Here is a 22,480-nt window from a genome sequence, read left to right on the forward strand (position 1 = left end):
GGAGTTCTCCCCGGGGGATTTCCCTCTTAATGGGCCCAAAGCTGGATAGGCTCTGACCATGCTGATCGTCACTTCAAATGAAATTCCGGGTCACCGGATCGACGCCGTGTTCGGCGAAGTCATGGGCCTCACTGTCCGTTCACGGGACATCGGCTCGCAGATGCTTGCCGGTTTCCGCTCCCTTGGAGGCGGTGAGCTGCCCGAGATGACCAAGGCACTCTACGAGAGCCGCCAGGAAGTCATGGCACGCATGGTCAACGAAGCGCAGCAGCGCGGCGCCAACGCCATTGTGGCCATGCGTTTCGACACCTCCGAGATGGGCACCAACTGGACCGAGGTCTGCGCCTATGGAACCGCGGTCTATGTGCTCCCCCTCGGCGAAGGCGAGCCCGGGGCAACGGGACAGTCGATCTACCTGACGAAGACCGCCGCCCAGCAGCAGTCCGCTCCCCCCGCGCACCCTCAGCAACCTGCGCAACCCACGCAACCTGCGCAGCCCCAGCAACCTGCGCAGCCCACGCCTCCGCAGCAGTTCTGATTCGGAGACGGTCCAACCCCTTACTGAGTCCCGCTCTCGTTCGTTGAACCCGTCCTTCAAGGGCGGGTGAGGCGAACAAGAGCGGGACTCTTCCGTTCAGCGCCAAAAGATTCAAATTGCGCAGAGTGCAAAGTTGCACTTAGTGTAATTACGTGATCACAACGAGTACCCAGGAGCCGTCCCCGGATCCGCTCCTCCCCGAGCCGAGCACGCCTTCGCGTCGCGAGCTCAACAAAGCAGCAACCCGCAGCTCAATAGCCGCCGCAGCCCTCGACCTCCTCCGAAGCAAAGGCCCCGGCAATTTCACCGTCGAGGACATCGCTGCCAGCGCGGGAGTTTCGCGACGGACCTTCTTTAACTATTTCCCCAGCCTCGAAGCGGCCCTGGCATCAGTGGCCGACGGCTTCATGGACCACGCCCTGGAACAATTCCGCCTGCGCCCCGCAGAAGAATCCATCCTTGAATCCGCGCAGGCCGCCCTCATGGCCCTCGCAGATCCGATGTCCGTGGCACCCATGGCCGAGCTGTTCAGCCTCACCCAGGACAACCGCGCGTTGGCCCGCTCCGAGCTTGAAGCCTGGGAACACTGCACCGGGCAAATCATTGACGCTGCCCGCAGCAGGCTCGGTGAAGGCATCAGCGAGCTCTACTTGCATGCTTTGGCGGGCTCGGTGATCTCCTGCGGCAAGGCGGCCATGACTGTTTGGTTCGCCGAACGAGGGCCCGACCTCTCCGCGGAATCCCTCGCCGTCCTTCGCCAGCACCTCATCGATGCGATGGGTCTCCTCGGCGCCGGCTTCGCGCCGCCGTCGGACGTTTCAGCCCCACAATCTCCGGCATCAGCCGCCCCCTCTGTTCCAACCACCAAAGATCGGTTCTGACATGGCTTCGTTCCTCTACCGGCTCGGCAAATTCTCGTACCGGCGCCGCTGGCTGGTGATCTCCATCTGGCTGGCCGTCCTGGTGGCCGTGGGCGGTTCAGCCGCAGCTTTCCACGGCACCATGTCCAACAACTTCACCATCCCCGGCACCGAAACCCAGCGGATGGCCGACAAGCTCAAGGAAGCCCTGCCTGCTTCCTCCGGCGGATCCGCGAGCGTCGTCTTTGACGCCGGCGACGCCGGTTTCGACCAAGCCAAGAAGGATGCCGTCGCGGCCGCCCTCGACAAGCTCAAGGACATGCCCGACATCCAAGGGACGGTGAACCCGTTCACCACGCAAGAACAGCTGGATTCCGCGGCCAGCCAGATCGCCGACGGTGAAGCCAAGGCTGCGGCAGGTCAAGCCCAACTGGATGCCTCCCGCGCACAGCTGACGGCTGGCGAGGCGCAACTCTCCGCGGCCGAGCAGCAGCTGGCGGCCTCCGGCCTCACCCCCGCGCAGATTGACGCGCAGCTCGGTGCCAAGCGCGCTGAGCTCGCCGCGGGCAAGGAAAAGCTCGACGCCGGTGCTAAGGAGGCCGCCGACGGCGCTGCCACCTTGGCCCTCGCCAAGCGGCAAGCTGCTGCCTCGGAGGGGCTCCGGTTCGTCTCCAGCGACAACAAGGCAGCAATCGCGCAGGTCCAGTTCAAGACCTCCATCAACGCGGTAGATCCAGCCGACCGCAAGCAAGTGCAGGACATCGTTCACGAGGTATCTTCCGCAGGCGTCACGGCATATGCCAGCAAGGAAATCACTGAGGACGTCTCCCAGATCTTCGGCATTGCCGAAATCGTGGGCGTGGCCGTTGCCGCGTTGGTTCTGATCCTTATGCTCGGCACCCTGGTCGCGGCGGGCCTTCCGCTGGTGATGGCTTTGATCGGAGTCGCGGTTGGCGTCGGTGGCACATTCGCGCTCACCAGCGTGATCGACATGAGCTCCATCTCCCCGATGCTCGCCCTGATGCTCGGCCTTGCGGTGGGTATCGACTACTCCCTGTTCATCGTCAACCGCCACCGCGGCCAACTCTTGGCAGGCATGGACGGCGAAGAATCCGCGGCCCTTGCCACGGGAACCTCCGGTAACGCTGTGTTGTTCGCGGGCCTCACCGTCATCATCGCGCTTGCCGCCCTGGTGGTCCCCGGGCTTCCCTTCCTCGCAGTCATGGGTGTCGCCGCCGCGGCGACAGTGGCGGTCGCCGTCGTCGTCGCATTGACCCTGACGCCCGCCATCCTGGCGCTGATCGGCCGCCGGCTCATCTCCAAGCGCGCCTGGGCCAAGGCCGCCAAGCACAATGCCGAACCGGGCCACGAAGCAGCCGACCGCGCCCTCGAAGAGAAGCGCAGCAGCGGTGGCTGGGGCGGCCTTGTTACCCGGCATCCGTGGGTTGCTTTGATCCTCAGCGTCGTCCTGCTCGGAGCCGTTGCGCTGCCCGCTTCCCAGTTGCGGCTTGCACTGCCCGACGGCGGTTCCGAACCTGTCGATTCACAGGCGTTCAAGGCCTATGACCTCACGCGCAGCAGCTTCGGCGAAGGCATGACGGGCCCGATCATCGTGGTCGCCGAGTTCCCTGAAGGTCTGAGCGAAAACGGCGCCAAGAACAAACAGTACGATGTCGCCGACAAGCTGCGGGGCGTGGACAACGTGATCGCCGCAGTGCCCGTGGCCCTCAGCGATGACCTGCGAACCGCGGTCTACCAGGTGATCCCTAAAGAGGGACCCGCCAGCGCCAGCACCGTCCAGGTGGTTTCCGACGTCCGCGCCAAGGGCACCGACATCCGTGACCAGAACGATGTGACCATCGGACTGACCGGCCAGACGGCCGGCAACATCGATGTGTCCGCCAAACTTGGTGCGGCACTGCCCCCTTACCTCGCAATTGTGGTGGGACTTTCGCTGATCCTGCTCCTGCTGGTGTTCCGCTCGATCGTCGTTCCGCTGCTGGCCACGGGTGGCTTCCTGCTCTCGCTGGCCGCCGCTTTCGGTGCCGTGGTTGCCGTGTACCAGTGGGGCTGGTTGGGTGGAATCTTCGACGTCGCCAACCCAGGCGCCGTCCTGAGCTTCCTGCCCATCATTTTGATCGGCGTGCTGTTCGGCCTGGCCATGGACTACCAGGTGTTCATCACCTCCGGCATGCGCGAATCGTTCATGCACGGCGAGTCCGCCAAGCACGCGGTCCGGTCCGGGTTCAGCCACGCCGCGGCCGTGGTCACCGCCGCCGCGATCATCATGGTCAGCGTGTTCTCGGGTTTCATCTTCAGCCACCTCACCATGGTCCGGCCCCTGGGCTTTGCGATGGCGTTCGGTGTGCTCATCGATGCGTTCGTGGTCCGCATGACGATCGTTCCGGCCGTGATGTACCTGTTGGGCGAAAAAGCCTGGTGGCTGCCCAAGTGGCTCCAGCGGATCCTCCCGGACGTGGACGTCGAAGGCGCCAAGCTCACCCGCAGCGACCGCCCCAAGGCCGGATCCGGAGAGCTGGTCCACTAACGCTCCTCCACGTAATCACCCCTTCAACCCGACGCTCCATCACTTGCTTCACGCCAGTGATGGAGCGTCGGGCGTTTAGGCGGGACGTGAGAGAGGGTCCGCGGGAAACAGGCGGGACGTGAGAGAGCGTCCGCGGGAAGCAGGCGGGATGTGAGCGAGGGTCGTATTAGGCTGGAGGGCGTGACCCGATTGATCCTCGCCTCCCAGTCCCCCGCCCGCACCAAGCTGCTCACGGAGGCGGGCATCCAGCATGAGATCCTGGTCTCGGAAGTCGATGAGGATGCAGTCCAGGCGAAGTACGGCGTGACGGACGCCCACGACACCGCCCTGCTGCTCGCCCGGGCCAAGGCAGAAGCCGTTGCAGCCCTCCCCGAAGCTGAAGGCGCCCTGGTAATCGGGTGCGACTCGGTGTTCGAATTCGACGGCGAGTCCCACGGTAAGCCCTACACCGCGGAAGTCGCCCGGGAGCGGATGCTTCGCATGAGCGGCTCGCAGGGAGTATTGCACACAGGGCACTGGCTGGTTGACTGCCGCGATACCGCAGCTGACGCGGACGAAGACGCAGCTGCCGGCGACTGGTCCCCGGACGGCACAGGCGCCACGGTGGGCGGGGTCTCCAGCGCGGAAGTTCACTTCGCGCAGATGTCCGAAAGCGAGATCGACGCCTACATCGCTACCGGCGAGCCCCTGCACTGCGCCGGATCCTTCACCATCGACGGCCTGGGTGGGGCCTTCATCCGCAAGGTCGACGGCGACCCGCACGCCGTCGTCGGGCTTTCCATCTCCACCCTCCGGGATCTGCTGGTGCACGCGAACGTAGGCATCACAGAGCTGTGGAACTCAAACAGCCAGTAGAAGCAATTTGTAGCAACCCTACAAAGGAACATCGCCTCACACACGGAATCCCCCATCAATATGGGCGGAACCCTCACAATCACGCTAGGCTCCCTGAAGGACAGAAGGAGTCAACAACTTGTCAGCTAACCCGGCGCAGCCCATTTCCAGCCCTCTTACCAAGGTCTTGATTGCCAACCGCGGCGAAATCGCGGTCCGCATCATCCGAGCCGCCCGGGACGAAGGCATTGCCTCCGTGGCGGTTTACGCCGACCCTGACCGCGATGCCCTCCACGTTCGCCTCGCCGATGAAGCCTACGCTTTGGGTGGCAACACCGCTGCCGAGTCGTACCTGGTGATGGACAAGATCATTGAGGTTGCCAAGCAGTCCGGCGCCGACGGCATCCACCCCGGTTACGGCTTCCTGGCCGAAAACGCCGAGTTTGCTGCGAAGGTCATCGACGCCGGTATCACCTGGATCGGCCCCTCCCCCGAGGCCATCTCCGCGTTGGGTGATAAGGTCCAGGCCCGCCACATCGCCGAAAAGGTGGGGGCTCCGCTGGTCCCTGGCACGGCCGACCCCGTCCAGGATGCCGACGAAATCCTGAAGTTCGCCGAGGAATTCGGACTTCCTGTCGCCATCAAGGCTGCCTTCGGCGGTGGCGGGCGTGGCATCAAGGTGGCCCGCACCATGGACGAAATCCCTGAACTGTACGAGTCTGCCGTGCGCGAAGCCACCGCAGCCTTCGGCCGCGGCGAGTGCTTCATCGAGCGTTTCCTCGATGCACCGCGCCACGTTGAGACGCAGTGCCTGGCCGACGGCTTCGGCAACGTGGTTGTGGTCTCCACCCGCGACTGCTCCCTGCAGCGCCGCAACCAGAAACTTGTCGAAGAAGCTCCCGCGCCGTACCTGAGCGAAGAGCAGGTCAAGCGCCTCTACGAATCCTCCAAGGCCATCCTCAAGGAGGCCAACTACCTTGGTGCCGGCACATGTGAGTTCCTGGTGGGCCAGGATGGCACCATTTCCTTCCTCGAGGTCAACACCCGGCTCCAGGTGGAGCACTGCGTATCCGAAGAAGTCACGGGCATCGACCTGGTCCGCGAGCAGTTCCGCATCGCCCGCGGTGAAGCCCTCGGCTACGAGGACCCCGAGGTCCGTGGCCACTCCTTCGAGTTCCGCATCACGGGCGAAGACCCGGGCCGCAACTTCATGCCCGCCCCTGGCACCATCACCACCCTGAAGAACCCGACCGGACCCGGCGTCCGGATCGATTCCGGCGTGGATCAGGGAGACGTCATCAGTGGCAACTTCGACTCCATGCTCTCCAAGCTGATCGTCACCGGCGCTACCCGCGAGCAGGCCCTGCAGCGTTCACGCCGCGCCTTGGAAGAGATGGTGGTGGAGGGTATCCCCACCGTTATTCCGTTCGACCTGGCAGTCGTCACCGACCCCGATTTCGCCCCGGCCGAGGGTCCTTTCAAGGTTCACACCCGCTGGATCGAAACTGAGTTCGTCAACAGCATCCCGGCTTGGTCTGCCAGCACGGCCGGCGCAGAAAACCCCGACGCCGGTGAGCGCCAGCGCGTCGTCGTCGAGGTTGGTGGAAAGCGCCTTGAGGTCGTCCTGCCTTCCGGCTTGGGTGGCGGCGTGGCTGCCGTCTCGAGTGGCTCGGGCACCAAGTCCGGGAAGTCCAAAAAGCGCTCCCGTTCCGCTGGTGCTACGGCTGCTGCGGCCGGCGGCAACGCCCTGACGTCGCCCATGCAGGGCACCATCGTCAAGGTGGCAGCCTCTGAAGGCGACGTCGTGGCCGAGGGCGACCTGATCGTCGTCCTCGAAGCCATGAAGATGGAGCAGCCCCTCACAGCCCACAAGGCCGGCACCATTCGCGGCCTGTCCGCCGCGGCAGGCGAGACCGTCGCCGCCGGCGCCGTCATCGCCACCATCGAGGACTAAGAACAACCGCTTAACGACGTCGGCCCCGCACCAAACGGTGCGGGGCCGACGTCGTTAAGGCGTACTTAGGCTACGTTGTTCTCGTAGTCGGTGTCCTTGGTTTCACGCGTCAACCACAGGGCGATGAAGGTCACCACAGCGGCGACGGCCATGTAGACACCCACCAACCAGGTGCTTCCGTTCGCTGCCGACCAGAGTGCGATGGCCACGAACGATGCCGGGGCGGCACCGATCATGGACGACAGGTTGTAAGCGACCGCAGAACCTGTGTATCGGACATTTGCCGGGAAGAGCTCGGGCAGGATGGCGGCCATGGGACCGAACGTCAGGCCCATGAGCGTGAAGCCAACAATGAGTCCAACCATGGCGGCGGCCTGGCCAGGGCCGAACATGGTGAACCAGAGCGCACCGAAGACGAAGATGCCGGCGGTGACGCCCAGCAGGAACTTGCGGCGGCCCCACCTCTCAGCCAGCGGCCCGGAAACCACCGTGAAGATGCCGAAGAAGACCACGCCGATGATCAGCATCCACAGGAAGTCAGAGCGGGTAATGCCCAGTCCGGGAACGAATGCTGCGATTTGGTCAGCTGTCATGGGCTTGCCGGCTTTTTCGGCGGCGGCCTGGGCACCGGCCAGGGTGGGCTTGGTGCCGTAGGACAAAGTGAACGTGGTCATGATGTAGAAGAGCACGTAGGTGGCGAACATGATGAAGGTACCGGCCACCACGGGGCGCCAGTGGCTCTTGAGTGTGGCTGCGAGGGGCAGCTTCTGGACCTTCTCCTGCTGGATGACCTTGGTGAAGGACACGCTTTCCACCAGCTTCAACCGGACGTAGAGGCCCACGATGACCAGCACGGCACTGAGGATGAACGGAACCCGCCAGCCCCATGCGAGGAACTCTTCGGCGGTCAGTGCCACGTTCATCCAGATGAAGATGACGTTGGCAATGATGAAGCCGATCGGGGCACCAAGCTGCGGGAACGTTCCGTAGATGGCGCGCTTGCCTTCCGGAGCGTTCTCGGTGGCGAGCAAAGCCGCGCCGGACCATTCTCCACCAAGGGCGAGGCCTTGGAAGAAGCGCAGAACCACCAGGAGGATGGGCGCCAGGATGGCCCAACCCGGCATGGATGCCGTAGGCAGGAGTCCGATCAGGAACGTGGCAATACCCATGGTCAGAAGCGAAGCGACCAGGGTGCCCTTGCGGCCGATCTTGTCACCAAAGTGTCCGAAGACCACTGCGCCGACGGGGCGGGCGAAGAAGGCCACGCCGAAGATGGCAAACGCACTGAGCAACGCGTTGATATCAGTGGCGTCCGGGAAGAAGAGCTTCGGGAAGACGAGTACCGACGCGGTGGCATAGGCGTAGAAGTCGTAGAACTCGATCGTCGTGCCGATCAGGCTGGCGAAGATCACTTTGCCCCGCGAGTTCACCGGCTGAGTGGACTCGCCTTCCTTGGATGGTGCGGTGGAAGACATGTAGTTGCAGCTTTCGTTCACATGGATTATTCGAGAGTTCAATAATAGTTCCCGCTGTCCATTGACTGGACAACCAAGTCCAACATGCGGACAGCCGCAGAAATCCCACGATGTGGTCTGCGCCACAATACCTCACCACGGCCTCACGCGCCGGTGACCCCGCCGATAGGGAAATGTCACAGGGCGTTTACAAACAGCGTCCGTCCGTGAAATGCGCCAAACCTACCTTGGAAGAACAACGTCCCCCACCAAGGAGGCACTCCCGTGACTGTTGATAGCACCGCAGATGCACTGGTTCCCGTCCAGTCCACTGCTGCCGCCACCCCCACCCTTGAACACCGCCCCGGCCGCTGGATCGCCAACTGGGATGCCGAGGACAAGGGCCAGTGGGAAGCCGAAGGCCGGTCCATCGCCAAGCGAAACCTGTATTGGTCCATCTTCGCCGAATTCCTCGGATTCGTTGTGTGGCAGCTGTGGTCCATCGTGGTTGTCCAGCTCCCCGCCGCCGGTTTCACGTTTGATTCCAACCAGATCTTCTGGCTCATCTCCATTCCCAGCCTCGTAGGCGCAACACTCCGTATCCCCTACACCTTCATGGTTCCGAAGTTCGGTGGCCGGAACTGGACCATCGTCTCGGCACTCCTGCTCCTGATCCCCACCACGGGATTGGCGATCTGCGTCTCCAACCCGGAAACGCCGTTCGGTGTCATGCTTCTCATCGCCGCCCTTGCCGGCTTCGGTGGCGGCAACTTCGCCAGCTCCATGGCCAACATCACCTTCTTCTACCCGGCCCGCGAAAAGGGTTGGGCGCTGGGCCTGAACGCCGCCGGCGGAAACCTGGGTGCCGCCGTCGCGCAGCTTGTTGTTCCGATCGCCATCACGCTCCTGGCGGCGGGAACGGTCAACCTTCCCGTGGCCGGCATCATCTGGATTCCCCTGATCCTCATCGCCGCCTTCGGCGCCTGGAAGTACATGAACAACCTCACCAGCGCCAAAGGCGATGTGGCCGGCTCGCTGGCGGCCCTCAAGGAACCGCACCTGTGGGTCATGGCGTTTCTGTACATCGGTACCTTCGGTTCCTTCATCGGCTTTGCGGGCGTCTTCCCCAAACTGATCAAGGACTACTTCCCGGACTTCTCCTCCATCCACGTCGGCGCAGTTGCGCTCTCACTTGCCTTCCTCGGCCCGCTTGTCGGCTCCCTGGCCCGCCCCTACGGCGGACGCATGGCCGACCGGATGGGCGGGGCGCGAATGACCATTGCCTCCTTCGCTTCCATGGCCGTCATCACCCTCACCATGATCTGGACGTTGCCGCTGAAGAACTTCTGGCTCTTCCTCACCCTGTTCCTGCTCCTCTTCCTGGCGAGCGGCTTTGGTAACGGCGCAACATACCGCATGATCCCGGTCATCTTCGCCACCTCCAGCAGGGCTGCACGGAACGGAGCCAGCAGCGCGGCCACCGCCCGGCTTGCAGCATCCTCACTGGGCCTGATCTCGGCGATCGGCGCCTATGGCGGCTTCGTCATCCCGCAGGTGCTCAACGCCTCCAACACCACCGCAGGTTCCTACACCCCGGCGTTCTACGGATTCGTGGGAGCGTACGTCCTGATGCTCACCGTCTGCTGGGTCTGCTACATCCGCCCGGCCCGGAAGCGCAACACGATCGGACACATCTAGATGCCCAACGGCGCCGATACCCACTGCCCCTACTGCGCGCTCCAGTGCGCCATGACGCTGACCCCGGCCACGACGGACTCCGCCGCGCCGGGGCCGGCGCCCGCACCCACCGCAGAACCGGCCCAGCCAGCCGCGCCCCTGGAGGTCTCCGGGCGCGACTTCCCCACCAACCGGGGCGGGCTGTGCCGCAAAGGCTGGACATCGGCGTCGTTGTTGCATCACAACGGCCGGGTCACCGAGCCGCTCCTCAAGGGATCGGACGGCGTCCACCAACCGATCTCCTGGGACCAAGCGCTCATGCTCATCGCAGCGGCCGTCAAGGACACCCAAAAGCACCACGGAAACGATGCGGTGGGCGTCTTCGGGGGCGGCGGCCTCACCAACGAGAAGGCGTACCTGCTGGGCAAGTTCGCGCGCCTGGCGCTGAGGACTTCCCGCATCGACTACAACGGCCGGTTCTGCATGTCCTCGGCTGCTGCGGCAGGCAACCGTGCGTTCGGCGTGGACCGCGGCCTCCCCTTCCCGGTAACGGACCTGGACACCGCGTCCGTCATCCTCATGCTCGGTTCCAACGTTGCCGAGACCATGCCACCCTTCGTCCCGCACCTGCAGGGCGCCCGCGACGCCGGCGGCCTGATCGTGGTGGATCCGCGACGCTCGGCTACTGCTGCGTTGACGTCCGACGGCGGCGGCCTCCACCTGCAGCCGACCCCCGGTACCGATTTGGCCCTCCTTTTGGGCATCTCCCATGTGGTGGTGCACGAGGGCCTGGTGGATGACAAGTTCATTGCTGCAAAGACCACCGGTTACGCGGCTGTGGTGCGCAGCCTCAATGCCTTCTGGCCCGAACGCGTCCAGACCATCACCGGCGTTCCCGCGAACCTCATCCGGGAGACCGCCCGGCGGCTGGCGCACGGTGTCCGCACCGGCGGCAGCTACATCCTCAGTGGCCGCGGCGTGGAACAGCACGTGGACGGCACGGATACAGCCACGGCAGCGATCAACCTCAGCCTTCTCCTCGGCCTGCCAGGTTCGGCGCGCAGTGGCTATGGCACACTCACCGGCCAGGGCAACGGCCAGGGCGGCCGCGAACACGGGCAAAAGGCCGATCAGCTCCCGGGTTACCGCAAGATCGCCGATCCCGCCGCCCGCGCCCACATCGCCAAGGTGTGGGGAATCGAGGAGTCACTGATCCCCGGACCGGGACTGCCCGCCGTCGAACTCCTGAAGTCGCTCGGGAAGCCCGACGGCGTCCGTTGCCTTTTCGTGCACGGCGCCAACGTTGTGGTGTCGGCACCCGATACGAACGCCGTGACGGCCGGGCTGCGGGCTCTCGACTTTCTGGTTGTCTGTGATTTCTTCATGTCAGAGACGGCCGCCGAAGCGGATCTGGTCCTGCCTGTCACGCAGTGGGCCGAGGAGGAGGGCACGCTGACCAACCTCGAGGGGCGGGTGATCCGGCGTCGTCAGGCGCTGACTCCTCCCCCAGGCGTCCGCAGCGAACTCTGGCTCATGGCCCGGCTCGCCGAACGTCTGGAAGCACCCTCCATTTTCAGTGACGACCCTGAGTCGGTGTTCGAAGAACTTCGTCTGGCCTCCGCCGGCGGCTTGGCTGATTACTCGGGCATCGACTACGCCATGCTGGACCGCGGGGAAGCGGCCTACTGGCCCTACCCCGTTGGCAGCACGGGCACGCCGCGGCTTTTCGGCGATGGCTTCGCGCACTCTGATGGCCGGGCCGTCATGGTGCCCGTGACCCCACCCAAGCGGGCGGTGCGTTCATTTGCGGATGACTCGCTGGCACTGGCTACCGGGCGGCTGCTGGAGCACTACCAGTCCGGCGCGCAAACCCGACGGGTCGAGGCACTGATGGCAGCCCAACCGCAGGCGCGGCTGCTGATCCACCCGGGCACCGCAGCTTCACGTGGGATTGCCGACGGCGACTACGCCACGGTCACGAACGAACGCGGCGAGGTCCTCTGCCGGGCCGAGCTCAGCAACTCTGTCCGGGCCGACACTGTTTTCCTGCCGTTCCACTTCCCCGGCCAGGAGAATGCCAACCGCCTCACGGAGGCGGCCACAGATCCCATTTCCGGCATGCCGGAGTTCAAGACCAGCCGGGTGTGGGTTAAGAAGGCAGCGGCAACCCCGGTGGCAGCAACCGCCGTCGGGGTTCGAGCGCCGGTTTACGTCAAGGAGGCTTTATGAGCGAGCGGATTGTCGTCGTAGGTTTCGGTCCCGTGGCAGCGCGCCTCGTGGACGAAATCCTCCCCGCCGTACGTTCGGGCCTGGTCCAGCTGATGGTGGTTGGACAGGAACCGGAAGCTGCCTACAACCGCGTGATGGTTGCTGAACTGGGCGTGGGGCGGACCACTGCCGAGGCGCTGGCTATGGCTGACGCGGCCGACTTGATGGCCGACGGCGTCGACGTCAGGTTGGGCGTGAAGGTCAAAAGGATCGACCGGGCACGCCAGCACGTAGTGCTTTCCGATGGCAGCTCCGAGCATTACGACCGGTTGGTGTTCGCCACTGGTTCCCGTCCGGTGATTCCCAACCTGACCGGCCTCAACCCCGACCCTGCCGGACCTGTGCTTCCGGTGGGAGTGACGGCGTTGCGCGATCTCCGGGACGCCGCCGTCCTCCGTGCTGCCGTGGCAGGTGGCAAGCGCGTGGTGGTGCTGGGCGGTGGCGTCCTGGGCTTGGAGACGGCGCTGGCCGCCTCCGAGGAAGGTGCCTTGGTCACTGTCGTCCACAACGGCCCCTTCCCCCTGGGCCGCAGCATCGACCGGGGCAGCGGCTCCGTGCTCACCAACAGCTTGCGTTTGGGCGGAGTCAGGATGGCGGGCAACGCCCGCTCCACCGGTGTTGAAACGGCGGGTCCCGGAGGATCCTTCTCCGCCCTGTTGCTCGATGACGGTTCCGCGATCGACGGCGACCTGCTGGTGTTGTCCTGTGGCGTAAGGCCCCGGATTGAACTGGCGGAAGGCTGTGGTCTGCCTACCGGCGCCGGGATCCTGGTGGACCACCACCTCCGGACCTTTCACGAGCCCCACATGTTCGCGATCGGTGACTGTGCGGAAGTGCGCTGCCCGGACGCTGCCTGCACCGATTGCCGGAGCGCCACGGGTCCGTCAGGCCTGGTGGGTCCGGGCTGGCGGCAGGCCGAATGGCTGGCCGAGTACCTCGTGGTCCTGGCCCGCGACGGACAGGCGGCCGCGGATGCCCTGGAAGCGCTGCCCCCGGAAAAGCCCGGTGTGGTGGTCCTGAAGGCGCGTGGCATCAACCTTGCCGTGGCGGGCGACAACCAGGCAGATCCTTGGGATGAAGAGCTACTGGAGTCCGGTGCTGCTTCCGGGCGCCCGCGCCGGCAGGTCTCCCAGTGGGCCGATCCTGAGCACGGCCGCTACGTAAAGATGACCACCCGGGGCGGGGTGCTGGAGGGCTTGGTGTCTGTGGGCATGCCCCGTACTGCTGCCGAACTGGTGGTCTTGTTTGAGCGCTCTTCCGAACTCCCCGCGGACCGGTCCTTGCTGCTGCGCCTGGATGGTCCGGACCAGTTGGACAGCGGCGCCACCAGCACCGACCCGCAACGGACCGTTTGCCGTTGTGCAGGGGTTAGCGCCGCCAGCATCGAAGACTCGGTGCTGGAAGGTTGCTCTTCCGTTGGCGAGGTTTCCAAGGCCACCCGGGCCGGTACAGGCTGCGGCGGGTGCCACGAGGACATCAAGGGCATCATCGAGAAACACTTCCAGGCCGCCGCAGCTTGAAGCCGCATAGTTTTTGGTTTGCCGCTCGGGTTCGGGGGTTCGCTGCGGAGCATGCCGTGCGCCCGGCATTCGCCGCAGCGAGCCATCGAATCGGACACTTAGGCTTCTCACGTGAACATCTCAGAGCAGGCCCCAGGGATCTTCGCGCGCGGACGTAGGAAGCACAAACGCCCGTTTCGATGGTTCGCTGCACGTTAGACGGTAGGTATCGTCTGGTGCGCTGCGAACCGTCGAAACGGGCGTCGGCGTTGGCGCTACATGTGAACGTGCAGGCGCCGTGCAGCTTCCGAGATGGATCCTGTCAGGGACGGGTACACCGTGAAAGCGCTGGCCACGTCATCGACGTGCAGCTTCTGGGTGACGGCAACCGAGATCGGGAAGATGAGCTCGGAGGCATTCGGGCCTACCACCACGCCACCGATCACGGTGCCGGATCCCTTGCGGGCGATGATCTTGACGAAGCCATCCTTGGTGTTGCGCATCTTGGCGCGGGCATTGCTGAGCAGGGACAGCATCACGACATCGCCCTGGTATTTGCCGGACGCGAGGTCGGCCTCGGAAACGCCCACGGAGGCGATTTCCGGGGACGTGAAGATGTTGGACGCAACTTGGTTGAGCTTGAGTGGCTTCACGCCGTCGCCCATGAAGTGCGCGATCGCGATGCGGCCCTGCATGGCGGCCACGGATGCGAGGGCGAACACACCGGTGCAGTCGCCGGCCGCGTAGATGTTGGGGGCAGTGGTGCGGGAAACGCCGTCCACCTTGATGTGGCCGGATTCCGTGAGCGCCACGCCCGCTTCTTCAAGGCCGATTCCAGCGGTGTTGGGAATGGACCCGACACACACCAGGCAGTGCGTACCTGTCACGATCGATCCGTCACCCAAGGTGACTTTCACGCCGTCGTCCGTCCGCTCGACGGCGTTGGCGCGGGACTTCGACAAGACTCGGACGCCGCGGCGCTCAAAGACGCCTTCGAGCAGCTTGGCCGCATCCGTGTCCTCGCCAGGGAGGACCTGGTCGCGGCTGGAAATCAGGGTGACCTTGGAACCCAGGCCGTTGTAGGCGGAGGCGAACTCAGCGCCGGTCACGCCGGAACCCACCACGATCAGTTCCTCGGGAAGTTCGTCCAGATTGTAGATCTGGGCCCAGTTGAGGATGCGTTCACCGTCGGGCTTGGCGGTGGGGAGTTCACGCGGGTGGGCGCCAACGGCCAGCAGGATCGCGTCGGCGTCAATGGTGCGGGTGCCTTCGAGGGTCAGGACCTCGATGGTGTTGTTGTCCAGCAGCTTGCCCGAACCGATGACGATCTCCACGCCCAGGCGCTCCAGGCCCGCGCGGATGTCGTTCGACTGCCCATGGGCCAGGTTCAGGACGCGGTCGTTGATGTGCTTGAGGTCGGCGCGGGGCTTTGATGCCGCGCCGTCGCCGTCGAACTTCACTCCCAGCTCGTCGGCCTCGCCGACGCGGGTCATGAGATCGGCAGTTGCGATGAGCGTTTTGGAAGGCACGACGTCGGTCAGCACGGCCGAGCCGCCAAGGCCCGCCCGCTCAACAATGGTGACGTGGGCACCGAGTGAGGCGGCCACCATGGCAGCTTCATATCCGCCGGGACCACCTCCCAGGATCGCGATACGGGGGGCACTGAAGTCAACTTGGGTGGTCACAATCCTCAATTCTCGCTCATTGCCACGCCGGCTGCCACTCAGCCCACCCTCACCTACGCGTGCGTCCCTACCAAAGTCCCGTGGCCGCAAGGTAGCTTGTACCAGTGAGTAACACTGAGCTGATGAACACAGACCCCTTCGAAGCCGCCCAGGCCGCCGCAGACTTCATTGCAGCGGAAACAGGCATCGAGTCCCACGATGTTGCACTGGTGCTGGGATCCGGCTGGGCCGAGGCCGCCGATCTTATCGGCGAGACCACCGCGACCCTTAACGCCTCGGAGGTGCCCGGCTTCCACAAACCCGCCGTGGTGGGCCACGTGGGCACCATCCGCTCCGTCCTGACCAAGGAGGGCAAGCGGGCCTTGGTGCTTGGCGCGAGGACCCACTACTACGAAGGCAGGGGCGTCCGATCTGTAGTCCACGGTGTCCGCACGGCTGCGGCCGCAGGGTGCAAGACACTGGTCCTCACCAACGGCTGTGGCGGCCTCAACGAGGACTGGACGCCAGGCACACCCGTGCTCATCAGCGACCACATCAACCTGACTGCGACTTCACCGCTTGAGGGCGCTACGTTCGTTGACCTCACCGACCTCTACTCTTCGCGGATCCGCGACCTGGCCCGGGAAGTGGATCCATCCCTGCAGGAGGGTGTGTACGCGCAGTTCACCGGGCCGCACTACGAAACCCCGGCGGAAGTCCAGTACGCCAAGCGCATCGGCGCGGACCTTGTAGGCATGTCCACCGCCTTGGAAGCGATCGCCGGCCGCCACGCGGGCATGGAAGTCTTCGGGATCTCGCTGGTCACCAACCTCGCAGCCGGCATCAGCCCCGTTCCCTTGAGCCACGCCGAAGTCCTCGAAGCCGGTCAGGCCGCGGGCAAGCGCATCTCCAAGCTGCTGGCGGAGATTATCGCGAAGCTCTAAGGTTTTCGCCACAAAAAATGCGTGGTCACCGCCCGGTGGCCACGCATTGCTGCTTTAAGGCTGCGTTTATTGGTGCGCGCTAACAATTCTTCCGGCACGTAAACACACAGTAAATTCTCAGAATAAATAAGATTTATGCCGAAACATTTGACCCGCTTCCCGCGGATATGCCACGCGCGCACGTTGACAATGTAAGCGCTTGCACATCTACCGGCGGGTAGCTTTTTGGGCCGCTGAAACGTCCTTTGATTTGCGACCTAACACGTGTCTAGCGTGGGAGCGTTCCGGTAAGTCGACGTGCCGGAGCGAACGGCAGCAAGTCCCCTCAAGGCCTTGCCGCACTCCCGAAACGATGGCGTCCTTCAATGACGCTTCCCGCGGCTCGATGGACGCCGGAGCAGGGAAACCCCATACCGGGGATCAGGGCATGCGCCCCACTCCACGAAGTCCAACACTCCGCGAGAAGAGCAAGCATGAACACGCACTCAACCCCTCAACGGCCACGCCGCCGTCTGCGACGGGCAGTAGCCGTCGCAGCGGCAGCCAGCGTGGCAGGCAGCATCCTGCTGCTCACGCCGGCTGCGCAGGCCAACCTGCCGGCCGACCCGCCGTCGAGCACCATGCCGGCGCCAACGCCCGGCTTCCCCCTGCCGAGCCTGCACACGCAACAGGCCTACGACCCCGCCGCGAACTTCACCTCCAAGTGGACGCGAGCCGACGCCAAACAGATCATGGCCCAGAGCAACCCCAACGTTGCGCCCGGACAGAACTCCATGAGCCCCAACGTCACCATGCCGGAAATCCCCAAGGACTTCCCCGCCATGAACGACGACGTCTGGGTCTGGGACACCTGGTCCTTGACGGACGAGAACGCGAACCAGATCAGCTACAAGGGCTGGGACGTAATCTTCGCCCTCGTCGCCGACCGCCACGCAGGCTACGGCTTCGACCAGCGGCACTGGAACGCCCGTATCGGCTACTTCTTCCGCAAGACCAACGCCGATCCCGCCAAGGACAAATGGAACTACGGCGGCCACCTGTTCCTGGACAACACCTCCATCGGCAACACGGAATGGTCCGGCTCCACGCGCCTCATGCAGGGCAACAAGATCAATGTGTTCTACACAGCCACCACGTTCTACGATGTCGCCGAGCGCAACGCAGGCGGCGGCGGGATTGCCCCGGATGCGGCCATCGCAAAAGCCCTTGGCACCATCCACGCCACCAAGGACGGCGTGACCTTCGATGGTTTCCAGCACACCAAGCTGCTTGAGCCGGACGGAAAGCTGTACCAGAACAAAGCCCAGAACCCGGGCTTCGCCTTCCGTGATCCCTACACGTTCGCGGACCCCGCACACCCCGGCAAGACCTTCATGGTGTTCGAAGGCAACACCGGTGGCACCCGCGGCTCCTACAAGTGCAAGCAGGAAGACCTGGGCTACCGTCCGGGCGATCCGCACTCTGAGACAGTGGACCAGGTCAACAGCACCACCGGCGCCTGGTACCAGACCGCCAACGTGGGCCTGGCTGTGGCGGACAACAAGGACCTGACAAAGTGGAGCTTCCTCCCGCCGGTCCTGTCGGCCAACTGCGTCAACGACCAGACCGAGCGTCCGCAGATCTTCATCCAGAACGAGAACGGCAAGAACAAGTACTACCTGTTCACCATCAGCCACCAATTCACCTACGCCGACGGCATGCGCGGCCCTGACGGCGTGTACGGCTTCGTCGGCGACGGCGTTCGTTCGGACTACCAGCCGGTCAACAACAGTGGCCTGGCTTTGGGCTCCCCCACGGACCTGAACATGCCGGCCAACGCGCCGGAAGGACCGGATCCGCGCCAGAACGGGCGGCAGTTCCAGGCCTACTCGCACTACGTCCAGCCGGGCGGCCTCGTCCAGTCATTCATCGACAACGTCGACGGCGTACGCGGCGGTTCGCTCTCACCCACCGTGAAGATGAACTTCAAGGGCGGCGTGACCCAGGTTGACCGCAGCTTCGGCAAGAACGGCCTCGGCCCGTTCGGTTACCTGCCCACCAACGTCCGTGTCGGTGGCGAAGGCCTCTACAAGTAACACCCCCGGCCGTCAGGCCAAGGCGGGGGTGCCGGCCCCACACCTGCCGGCACCCCCGCCACCCCAACCTTTCAGGATTCTCCCCATGACTCTCCCCAACCCCCCCCTGTCCCGCCGCCACCTGCTAGCCGCAAGTGCCGCCGTCGTGATTGGTTTTTCAGCCGCTGCCTGCACCCCTGATGAAAGCCCGACGCCGGCCCCCACTGTCGCTGGTACCGCACCCACCGCTTCGGATCCCTGGCGGCCGACTGCCCACCTGACAGCTGCGAAGAACTGGCTCAACGACCCCAATGGGCTGGTCTACCACGATGGGACGTACCACGCCTTCTACCAGCACAATCCGCGCGGAAACTCATGGGGGAACATGTCCTGGGGCCACTCCACCAGCACCGACCTGGTGCACTGGGAACAACAGCCGGTAGCCATGGAAGCCAGCCCGGAAGAAGAAGTCTTTTCCGGCTGTATCGTGGTGGACACCAAGAACGCGTCCGGCCTCGGGTCCGCTGAAAACCCGCCCATGGTGGCCCTTTATACGAGCGCTTATGGAAAGAACGGCGCACTCCCCCAAGGCGCGCAGGCCCAGTCGGTTGCATTCAGCCTGGACAAGGGCACCACGTGGGAAAAATACCGGGGCAACCCCGTGCTGAACCTCGCTCCCACCAACAACAACTTCCGCGATCCCAAAATCACCTGGTACGAGCCGGGCCACTACTGGGTGATGACCACAGTGGTGGCCGACGCCCAAGTGGTGAAGATGTTCAAATCCACCAATCTTCTCCACTGGGATTTCCTCAGTGATTTCTCCGGAGCCGGAGCCCAGGGCGGCCTCTGGGAGGTTCCGGAACTCGTCGAAATGGCCGTGGAAGACTCCACGGCGAAGAAATGGGTCATGCTGTTGAGCATCAACCCCGGCGGCATCGCAGGCGGGTCGGGCATGCAGTACTTTGTGGGCGAATTCGACGGCACACGGTTCACGGCGGAAAATGCCGCCGCCCCGGATGCCCCGCTCACCGATTCGCAGTGGCTGGATTACGGCGCCGACTACTACGCGGCGAACTCCATTTCCGGTGCACCCGGCGGCAAGCCCGTGCTGCTGGGCTGGATGGGCAACTGGGACTACGCCCAGCACGTTCCCACCACTCCGTGGCGCGGATCCATGGCGATCCCGCGCGAACTGACATTGGTGCGCGGCGAGCGCCGTTTGGAGCTGCGATCGGCTATTGCCACTGCTGCACGCGAGGCCCTTGAACGCGCTGGCAGTGCGGTGCAAGGCAAAAACCTCACCGTCGGCTCCGGGCTGCAGCACCTGGACGGCGATTTCACCGCCCGGGCGCAACTGCTCGAGGTGGAGATGGAGCTGACATCGGCCCACGAGGCAGGCATAAACCTCCGTGCCTCAGCCGACGGAAAATCAGCCTTGCAGATCGCTTACGCCAAGGACACCCGCACGGTGAAGGTAGACCGTTCGAACGCCGGAACCACCAACTTTTCCGAGAAGTTCAGCCCATACCACCAGGCCACCTTGCCTGCCTCCAATAACGATGCCAAGGTCCGCCTCCAGATACTCCTGGATTCCTCATCCGTGGAAGTCTTCGCCGGGGACGGCGCCATCGTCATCTCGGACACCTTCTTCCCTGACTGGGACGACACGGGAACCTCGGTGTTCAGCACGGACGGGGACACGCAGTTTACGGTGCAATCGCGTCAGTTTTAGCGCGCCGAGGGGCGGGAATTCACCCTTTACGACCCTTCTTAAGGGCGGAATCCCACCCCTCGTTGCGCCCTGTTCCTCCATTTGAGGATAGTTTTGTCCCTATGACATCCAACGATGCCGCCTTTGAACAGCTGATCACCGACGCCCGCCTGTGGGCTTCCCAAGACCCGGACCCGGCAACGTCCGCCGAGCTCACCGAGCTCATGGAACTCGCCGGCAGCGGCGATGCCGCAGCAATCCAGGAACTGGGCGACAGCTTCAACGGCACCCTGCAATTCGGCACTGCCGGCCTTCGCGCAGCCCTCGGTCCCGGACCCAACCGGATGAACCGCGTGGTGGTGCGCCGGGCAGCCGCAGGCTTGGCAGCTTTCCTCACCGAAACGGTCGAGGCGGCTTCTCCCGGAACGCGGCCCCGCGCCGTCGTCGGCTTCGATGCACGCTACAACTCGGACATCTTTGCCCAGGAAACCGCCGCGATTTTCACCGCAGCAGGCATCGAAACGTTCCTCATGCCGGCGGCACTTCCGACGCCGTTGCTCGCCTACGCGGTCAGGAACCTCGATTGCGACGGCGGCGTGATGGTCACCGCCAGCCACAACCCGCCGCAGGACAACGGATACAAGGTCTACCTTGGCCGGCACGCCGTGTCCGAAAGCGGCCGCGGCTCCCAGATCGTAGCCCCCTACGACGCTGAAATCGCCGAAAAGATCCAGGCAGTGGGCGCACTGGAATCGATCGAACTTGCCGACGGCGGCTGGACGGTCCTGCCCACCTCCATCGCATCCGACTACGAGTCGGCCATGGCCAGCCTGGTGGACCGCGAACACTTCCCCGCCCGGGACCTCAAAATTGTTTTGACCCCCATGCACGGCGTAGGCGGCGAAACGGCCGTTTCTGTCCTGAACGCAGCCGGATTCACCGATGTGACCCTCGTGTCCGAACAGGCACATCCTGACCCGGACTTCCCCACGGTCGCCTTCCCCAACCCGGAAGAACCCGGCGCCTTGGACCTGGCTCTCGCGGCAGCCGCGGAATCAGGGGCGGACATCGTTTTGGCCAACGATCCCGACGCCGATCGGGCCGCGGTTGCTGCCCTGGACCCGGATACGGGAGCATGGCGGATGCTGCGCGGCGACGAGGTAGGTGCCCTTCTGGGCGCTCATGTCGTGGCGCGTTTGACCGCCAGCGCCGGCGACGAGCCGCACAGCGGAGTCTTCGCCAACTCGATCGTTTCCTCGCGGCTGCTCTCACGTATTGCTGCTGCGGCGGGGTACGCGCACGAAGAAACACTCACGGGCTTCAAGTGGATTTCCCGCGTTCCAGGACTTATCTACGGGTACGAAGAAGCGTTGGGTTACTGCGTGGCCCCTGGGCTGGTGCGCGACAAGGATGGCATCTCGGCGGCAGTGCTGATCGCTGAATTTGCGGCAGCTGCCAAGGCTGAGGGCCGGACGATCTTCGACACATTGGATGATCTTTACCTGGTGCACGGCCTCCACGCGAGTGACCAGCTGAGCATTCGGGTGGCGGACTTGGGCCTGCTGGACGCCATGATGAACCGCTTGCGGGTCAACCCGCCCGAAGCTTTTGGGGGCTCCGCCGTCGAGGTCTTCACTGACCTGGCGGAAGGAAGCGATGCACTGCCTCCCACGGACGGGCTGCTGTACCTGACCCGCGACCTCACCCGCGTGATCATCCGGCCCAGTGGTACGGAACCGAAGCTGAAGTGCTACTTGGAAGTCATCCAGGCGGTGGAATCCGCAGCGGAACTTCCCGCTGCGCGCCAAGCAGCGCGGACATCCTTGGACGAGGTCCTCGGGGACGTCCGCGAAGCGCTGGGCTTGTAAAACTCCTAGAGCTCAACCTCGATGAAGCCGTCCACCAAACGGGTGCGGAAAGCGTCGAGGCGGAGGTCGGAGTTGGTGAAGCACTCACCGGTTTCGAGGTCGTAGACCTCTTTGTGCAGGGGCGAGGCGATGGTCGGGCGGCTTCCCTTGGACCCGATGATGCCACGCGCCATAACGTTCGCGAGGGTCGCCGGGTCCTGCTGGGCAACAGCGAAGACCTCGGTGGGCGCGGTACGGAACAGCGCAATCTGGCGACCGCCGATCAACGCAGCCTCGCCCCAGGCCAGTTCGAGCTCGTCCACCGGGCAAACACGCTGCCACGTAGCTGCGGCGCGCAGGTCACGCTCAAGAATGTCGGTAACGTCCAGAATTACGGTCATGTCAGCCCCTCTCACTGTGTCCGGGTGCTGGCAGTCTCCGCCGTCACTCCCCCGGACAGGGCCGCGCTTGCGGCCACTCCTCCACGCTAAAACCCGGGTGTTTCATCAGGGGGCGCGGATTGTGTCCACTTCGTAAAAGAGACCTCACCCCTACGGAAATGTCCTCGTGATGCAGAAGTTAAGATCACGAAACAAACGGGAAACTGAAGCGAAACTGCCCGTCC

15 protein-coding genes are annotated in these 22,480 nt (G+C 64.3%); 12 read left to right on the top strand and 3 right to left on the bottom strand.

The window, feature by feature from the left end:
• The first annotated feature begins 58 nt into the window (after nucleotides 1-58).
• The 5 genes from ABHM97_RS03550 (at nucleotide 59) to ABHM97_RS03570 (ending at nucleotide 6,734) form a co-directional block, all read left to right on the top strand.
• Nucleotides 59-538, top strand: coding sequence for a YbjQ family protein (locus ABHM97_RS03550; protein ID WP_349469623.1), 480 nt, complete (start codon nucleotides 59-61; stop codon nucleotides 536-538).
• A gap of 152 nt (nucleotides 539-690) precedes the next feature.
• Nucleotides 691-1,419, top strand: coding sequence for a TetR/AcrR family transcriptional regulator (locus ABHM97_RS03555; protein WP_349469624.1), 729 nt, complete (start codon nucleotides 691-693; stop codon nucleotides 1,417-1,419).
• A gap of 1 nt (nucleotide 1,420) precedes the next feature.
• Nucleotides 1,421-3,946 carry an MMPL family transporter gene (locus ABHM97_RS03560; RefSeq protein ID WP_349469625.1) on the top strand — a complete coding sequence of 842 codons (2,526 nt, stop codon included), beginning with the start codon at nucleotides 1,421-1,423 and terminating at the stop codon, nucleotides 3,944-3,946.
• A gap of 180 nt (nucleotides 3,947-4,126) precedes the next feature.
• Entirely contained in the window at nucleotides 4,127-4,801 is a 675-nt protein-coding gene (locus tag ABHM97_RS03565) for a Maf family protein (RefSeq protein WP_235519468.1), read from the top strand.
• A gap of 118 nt (nucleotides 4,802-4,919) precedes the next feature.
• Nucleotides 4,920-6,734 (top strand): acetyl/propionyl/methylcrotonyl-CoA carboxylase subunit alpha, encoded by a 1,815-nt coding sequence (locus ABHM97_RS03570; RefSeq protein ID WP_349469626.1) that lies wholly within the window; start codon nucleotides 4,920-4,922, stop codon nucleotides 6,732-6,734.
• Between the two features lie 65 nt (nucleotides 6,735-6,799).
• Here the strand turns inward: ABHM97_RS03570 and ABHM97_RS03575 are convergent, their stop codons facing one another.
• A complete protein-coding gene (locus ABHM97_RS03575; protein WP_349469627.1) occupies nucleotides 6,800-8,209 on the bottom strand; it encodes an MFS transporter in 1,410 nt (469 codons plus the stop codon).
• A 264-nt stretch (nucleotides 8,210-8,473) separates the two neighbouring features.
• Here ABHM97_RS03575 and ABHM97_RS03580 point away from each other — a divergent pair, with 264 nt between their 5' ends.
• Genes ABHM97_RS03580 through ABHM97_RS03590 form a run of 3 tightly spaced genes read left to right on the top strand, consistent with a single transcriptional unit; the run spans nucleotide 8,474 to nucleotide 13,653 of the window.
• Nucleotides 8,474-9,886 carry an MFS transporter gene (locus tag ABHM97_RS03580; protein ID WP_235519463.1) on the top strand — a complete coding sequence of 471 codons (1,413 nt, stop codon included), beginning with the start codon at nucleotides 8,474-8,476 and terminating at the stop codon, nucleotides 9,884-9,886.
• A complete protein-coding gene (locus ABHM97_RS03585; RefSeq protein ID WP_349469628.1) occupies nucleotides 9,887-12,094 on the top strand; it encodes a molybdopterin oxidoreductase family protein in 2,208 nt (735 codons plus the stop codon). It begins immediately after the preceding gene.
• Nucleotides 12,091-13,653 (top strand): FAD-dependent oxidoreductase, encoded by a 1,563-nt coding sequence (locus ABHM97_RS03590; protein WP_349469629.1) that lies wholly within the window; start codon nucleotides 12,091-12,093, stop codon nucleotides 13,651-13,653. The genes ABHM97_RS03585 and ABHM97_RS03590 overlap by 4 nt, the downstream gene beginning before the upstream one ends.
• A 254-nt stretch (nucleotides 13,654-13,907) precedes the next feature.
• Here ABHM97_RS03590 and ABHM97_RS03595 read toward each other — a convergent pair whose 3' ends face one another.
• Nucleotides 13,908-15,317 carry an NAD(P)H-quinone dehydrogenase gene (locus ABHM97_RS03595; protein ID WP_235519460.1) on the bottom strand — a complete coding sequence of 470 codons (1,410 nt, stop codon included), beginning with the start codon at nucleotides 15,315-15,317 and terminating at the stop codon, nucleotides 13,908-13,910.
• Nucleotides 15,318-15,439: 122 nt separating this feature from the next.
• On the opposite strand from ABHM97_RS03595, the gene ABHM97_RS03600 reads away from it, so the two are divergent.
• The 4 genes from ABHM97_RS03600 (at nucleotide 15,440) to ABHM97_RS03615 (ending at nucleotide 21,876) form a co-directional block, all read left to right on the top strand.
• Nucleotides 15,440-16,240 carry a purine-nucleoside phosphorylase gene (locus tag ABHM97_RS03600; RefSeq protein WP_261609007.1) on the top strand — a complete coding sequence of 267 codons (801 nt, stop codon included), beginning with the start codon at nucleotides 15,440-15,442 and terminating at the stop codon, nucleotides 16,238-16,240.
• A 473-nt stretch (nucleotides 16,241-16,713) separates the two neighbouring features.
• Nucleotides 16,714-18,315 (top strand): glycoside hydrolase family 68 protein, encoded by a 1,602-nt coding sequence (locus ABHM97_RS03605; RefSeq protein WP_349469631.1) that lies wholly within the window; start codon nucleotides 16,714-16,716, stop codon nucleotides 18,313-18,315.
• 85 nt (nucleotides 18,316-18,400) lie between these two features.
• Complete coding sequence (locus tag ABHM97_RS03610) at nucleotides 18,401-20,029, top strand: glycoside hydrolase family 32 protein (protein WP_349469632.1); 1,629 nt, start codon at nucleotides 18,401-18,403, stop codon at nucleotides 20,027-20,029.
• 101 nt (nucleotides 20,030-20,130) lie between these two features.
• Entirely contained in the window at nucleotides 20,131-21,876 is a 1,746-nt protein-coding gene (locus ABHM97_RS03615) for a phospho-sugar mutase (RefSeq protein ID WP_349469633.1), read from the top strand.
• A gap of 5 nt (nucleotides 21,877-21,881) precedes the next feature.
• Here the strand turns inward: ABHM97_RS03615 and nirD are convergent, their stop codons facing one another.
• Complete coding sequence (gene nirD / locus ABHM97_RS03620; RefSeq protein WP_235519449.1) at nucleotides 21,882-22,256, bottom strand: nitrite reductase small subunit NirD; 375 nt, start codon at nucleotides 22,254-22,256, stop codon at nucleotides 21,882-21,884.
• Nucleotides 22,257-22,480: the final 224 nt, after the last annotated feature.

The sequence above is a fragment of the Paenarthrobacter sp. CAP02 genome, from assembly GCF_040137855.1.
GTDB lineage: Bacteria > Actinomycetota > Actinomycetes > Actinomycetales > Micrococcaceae > Arthrobacter.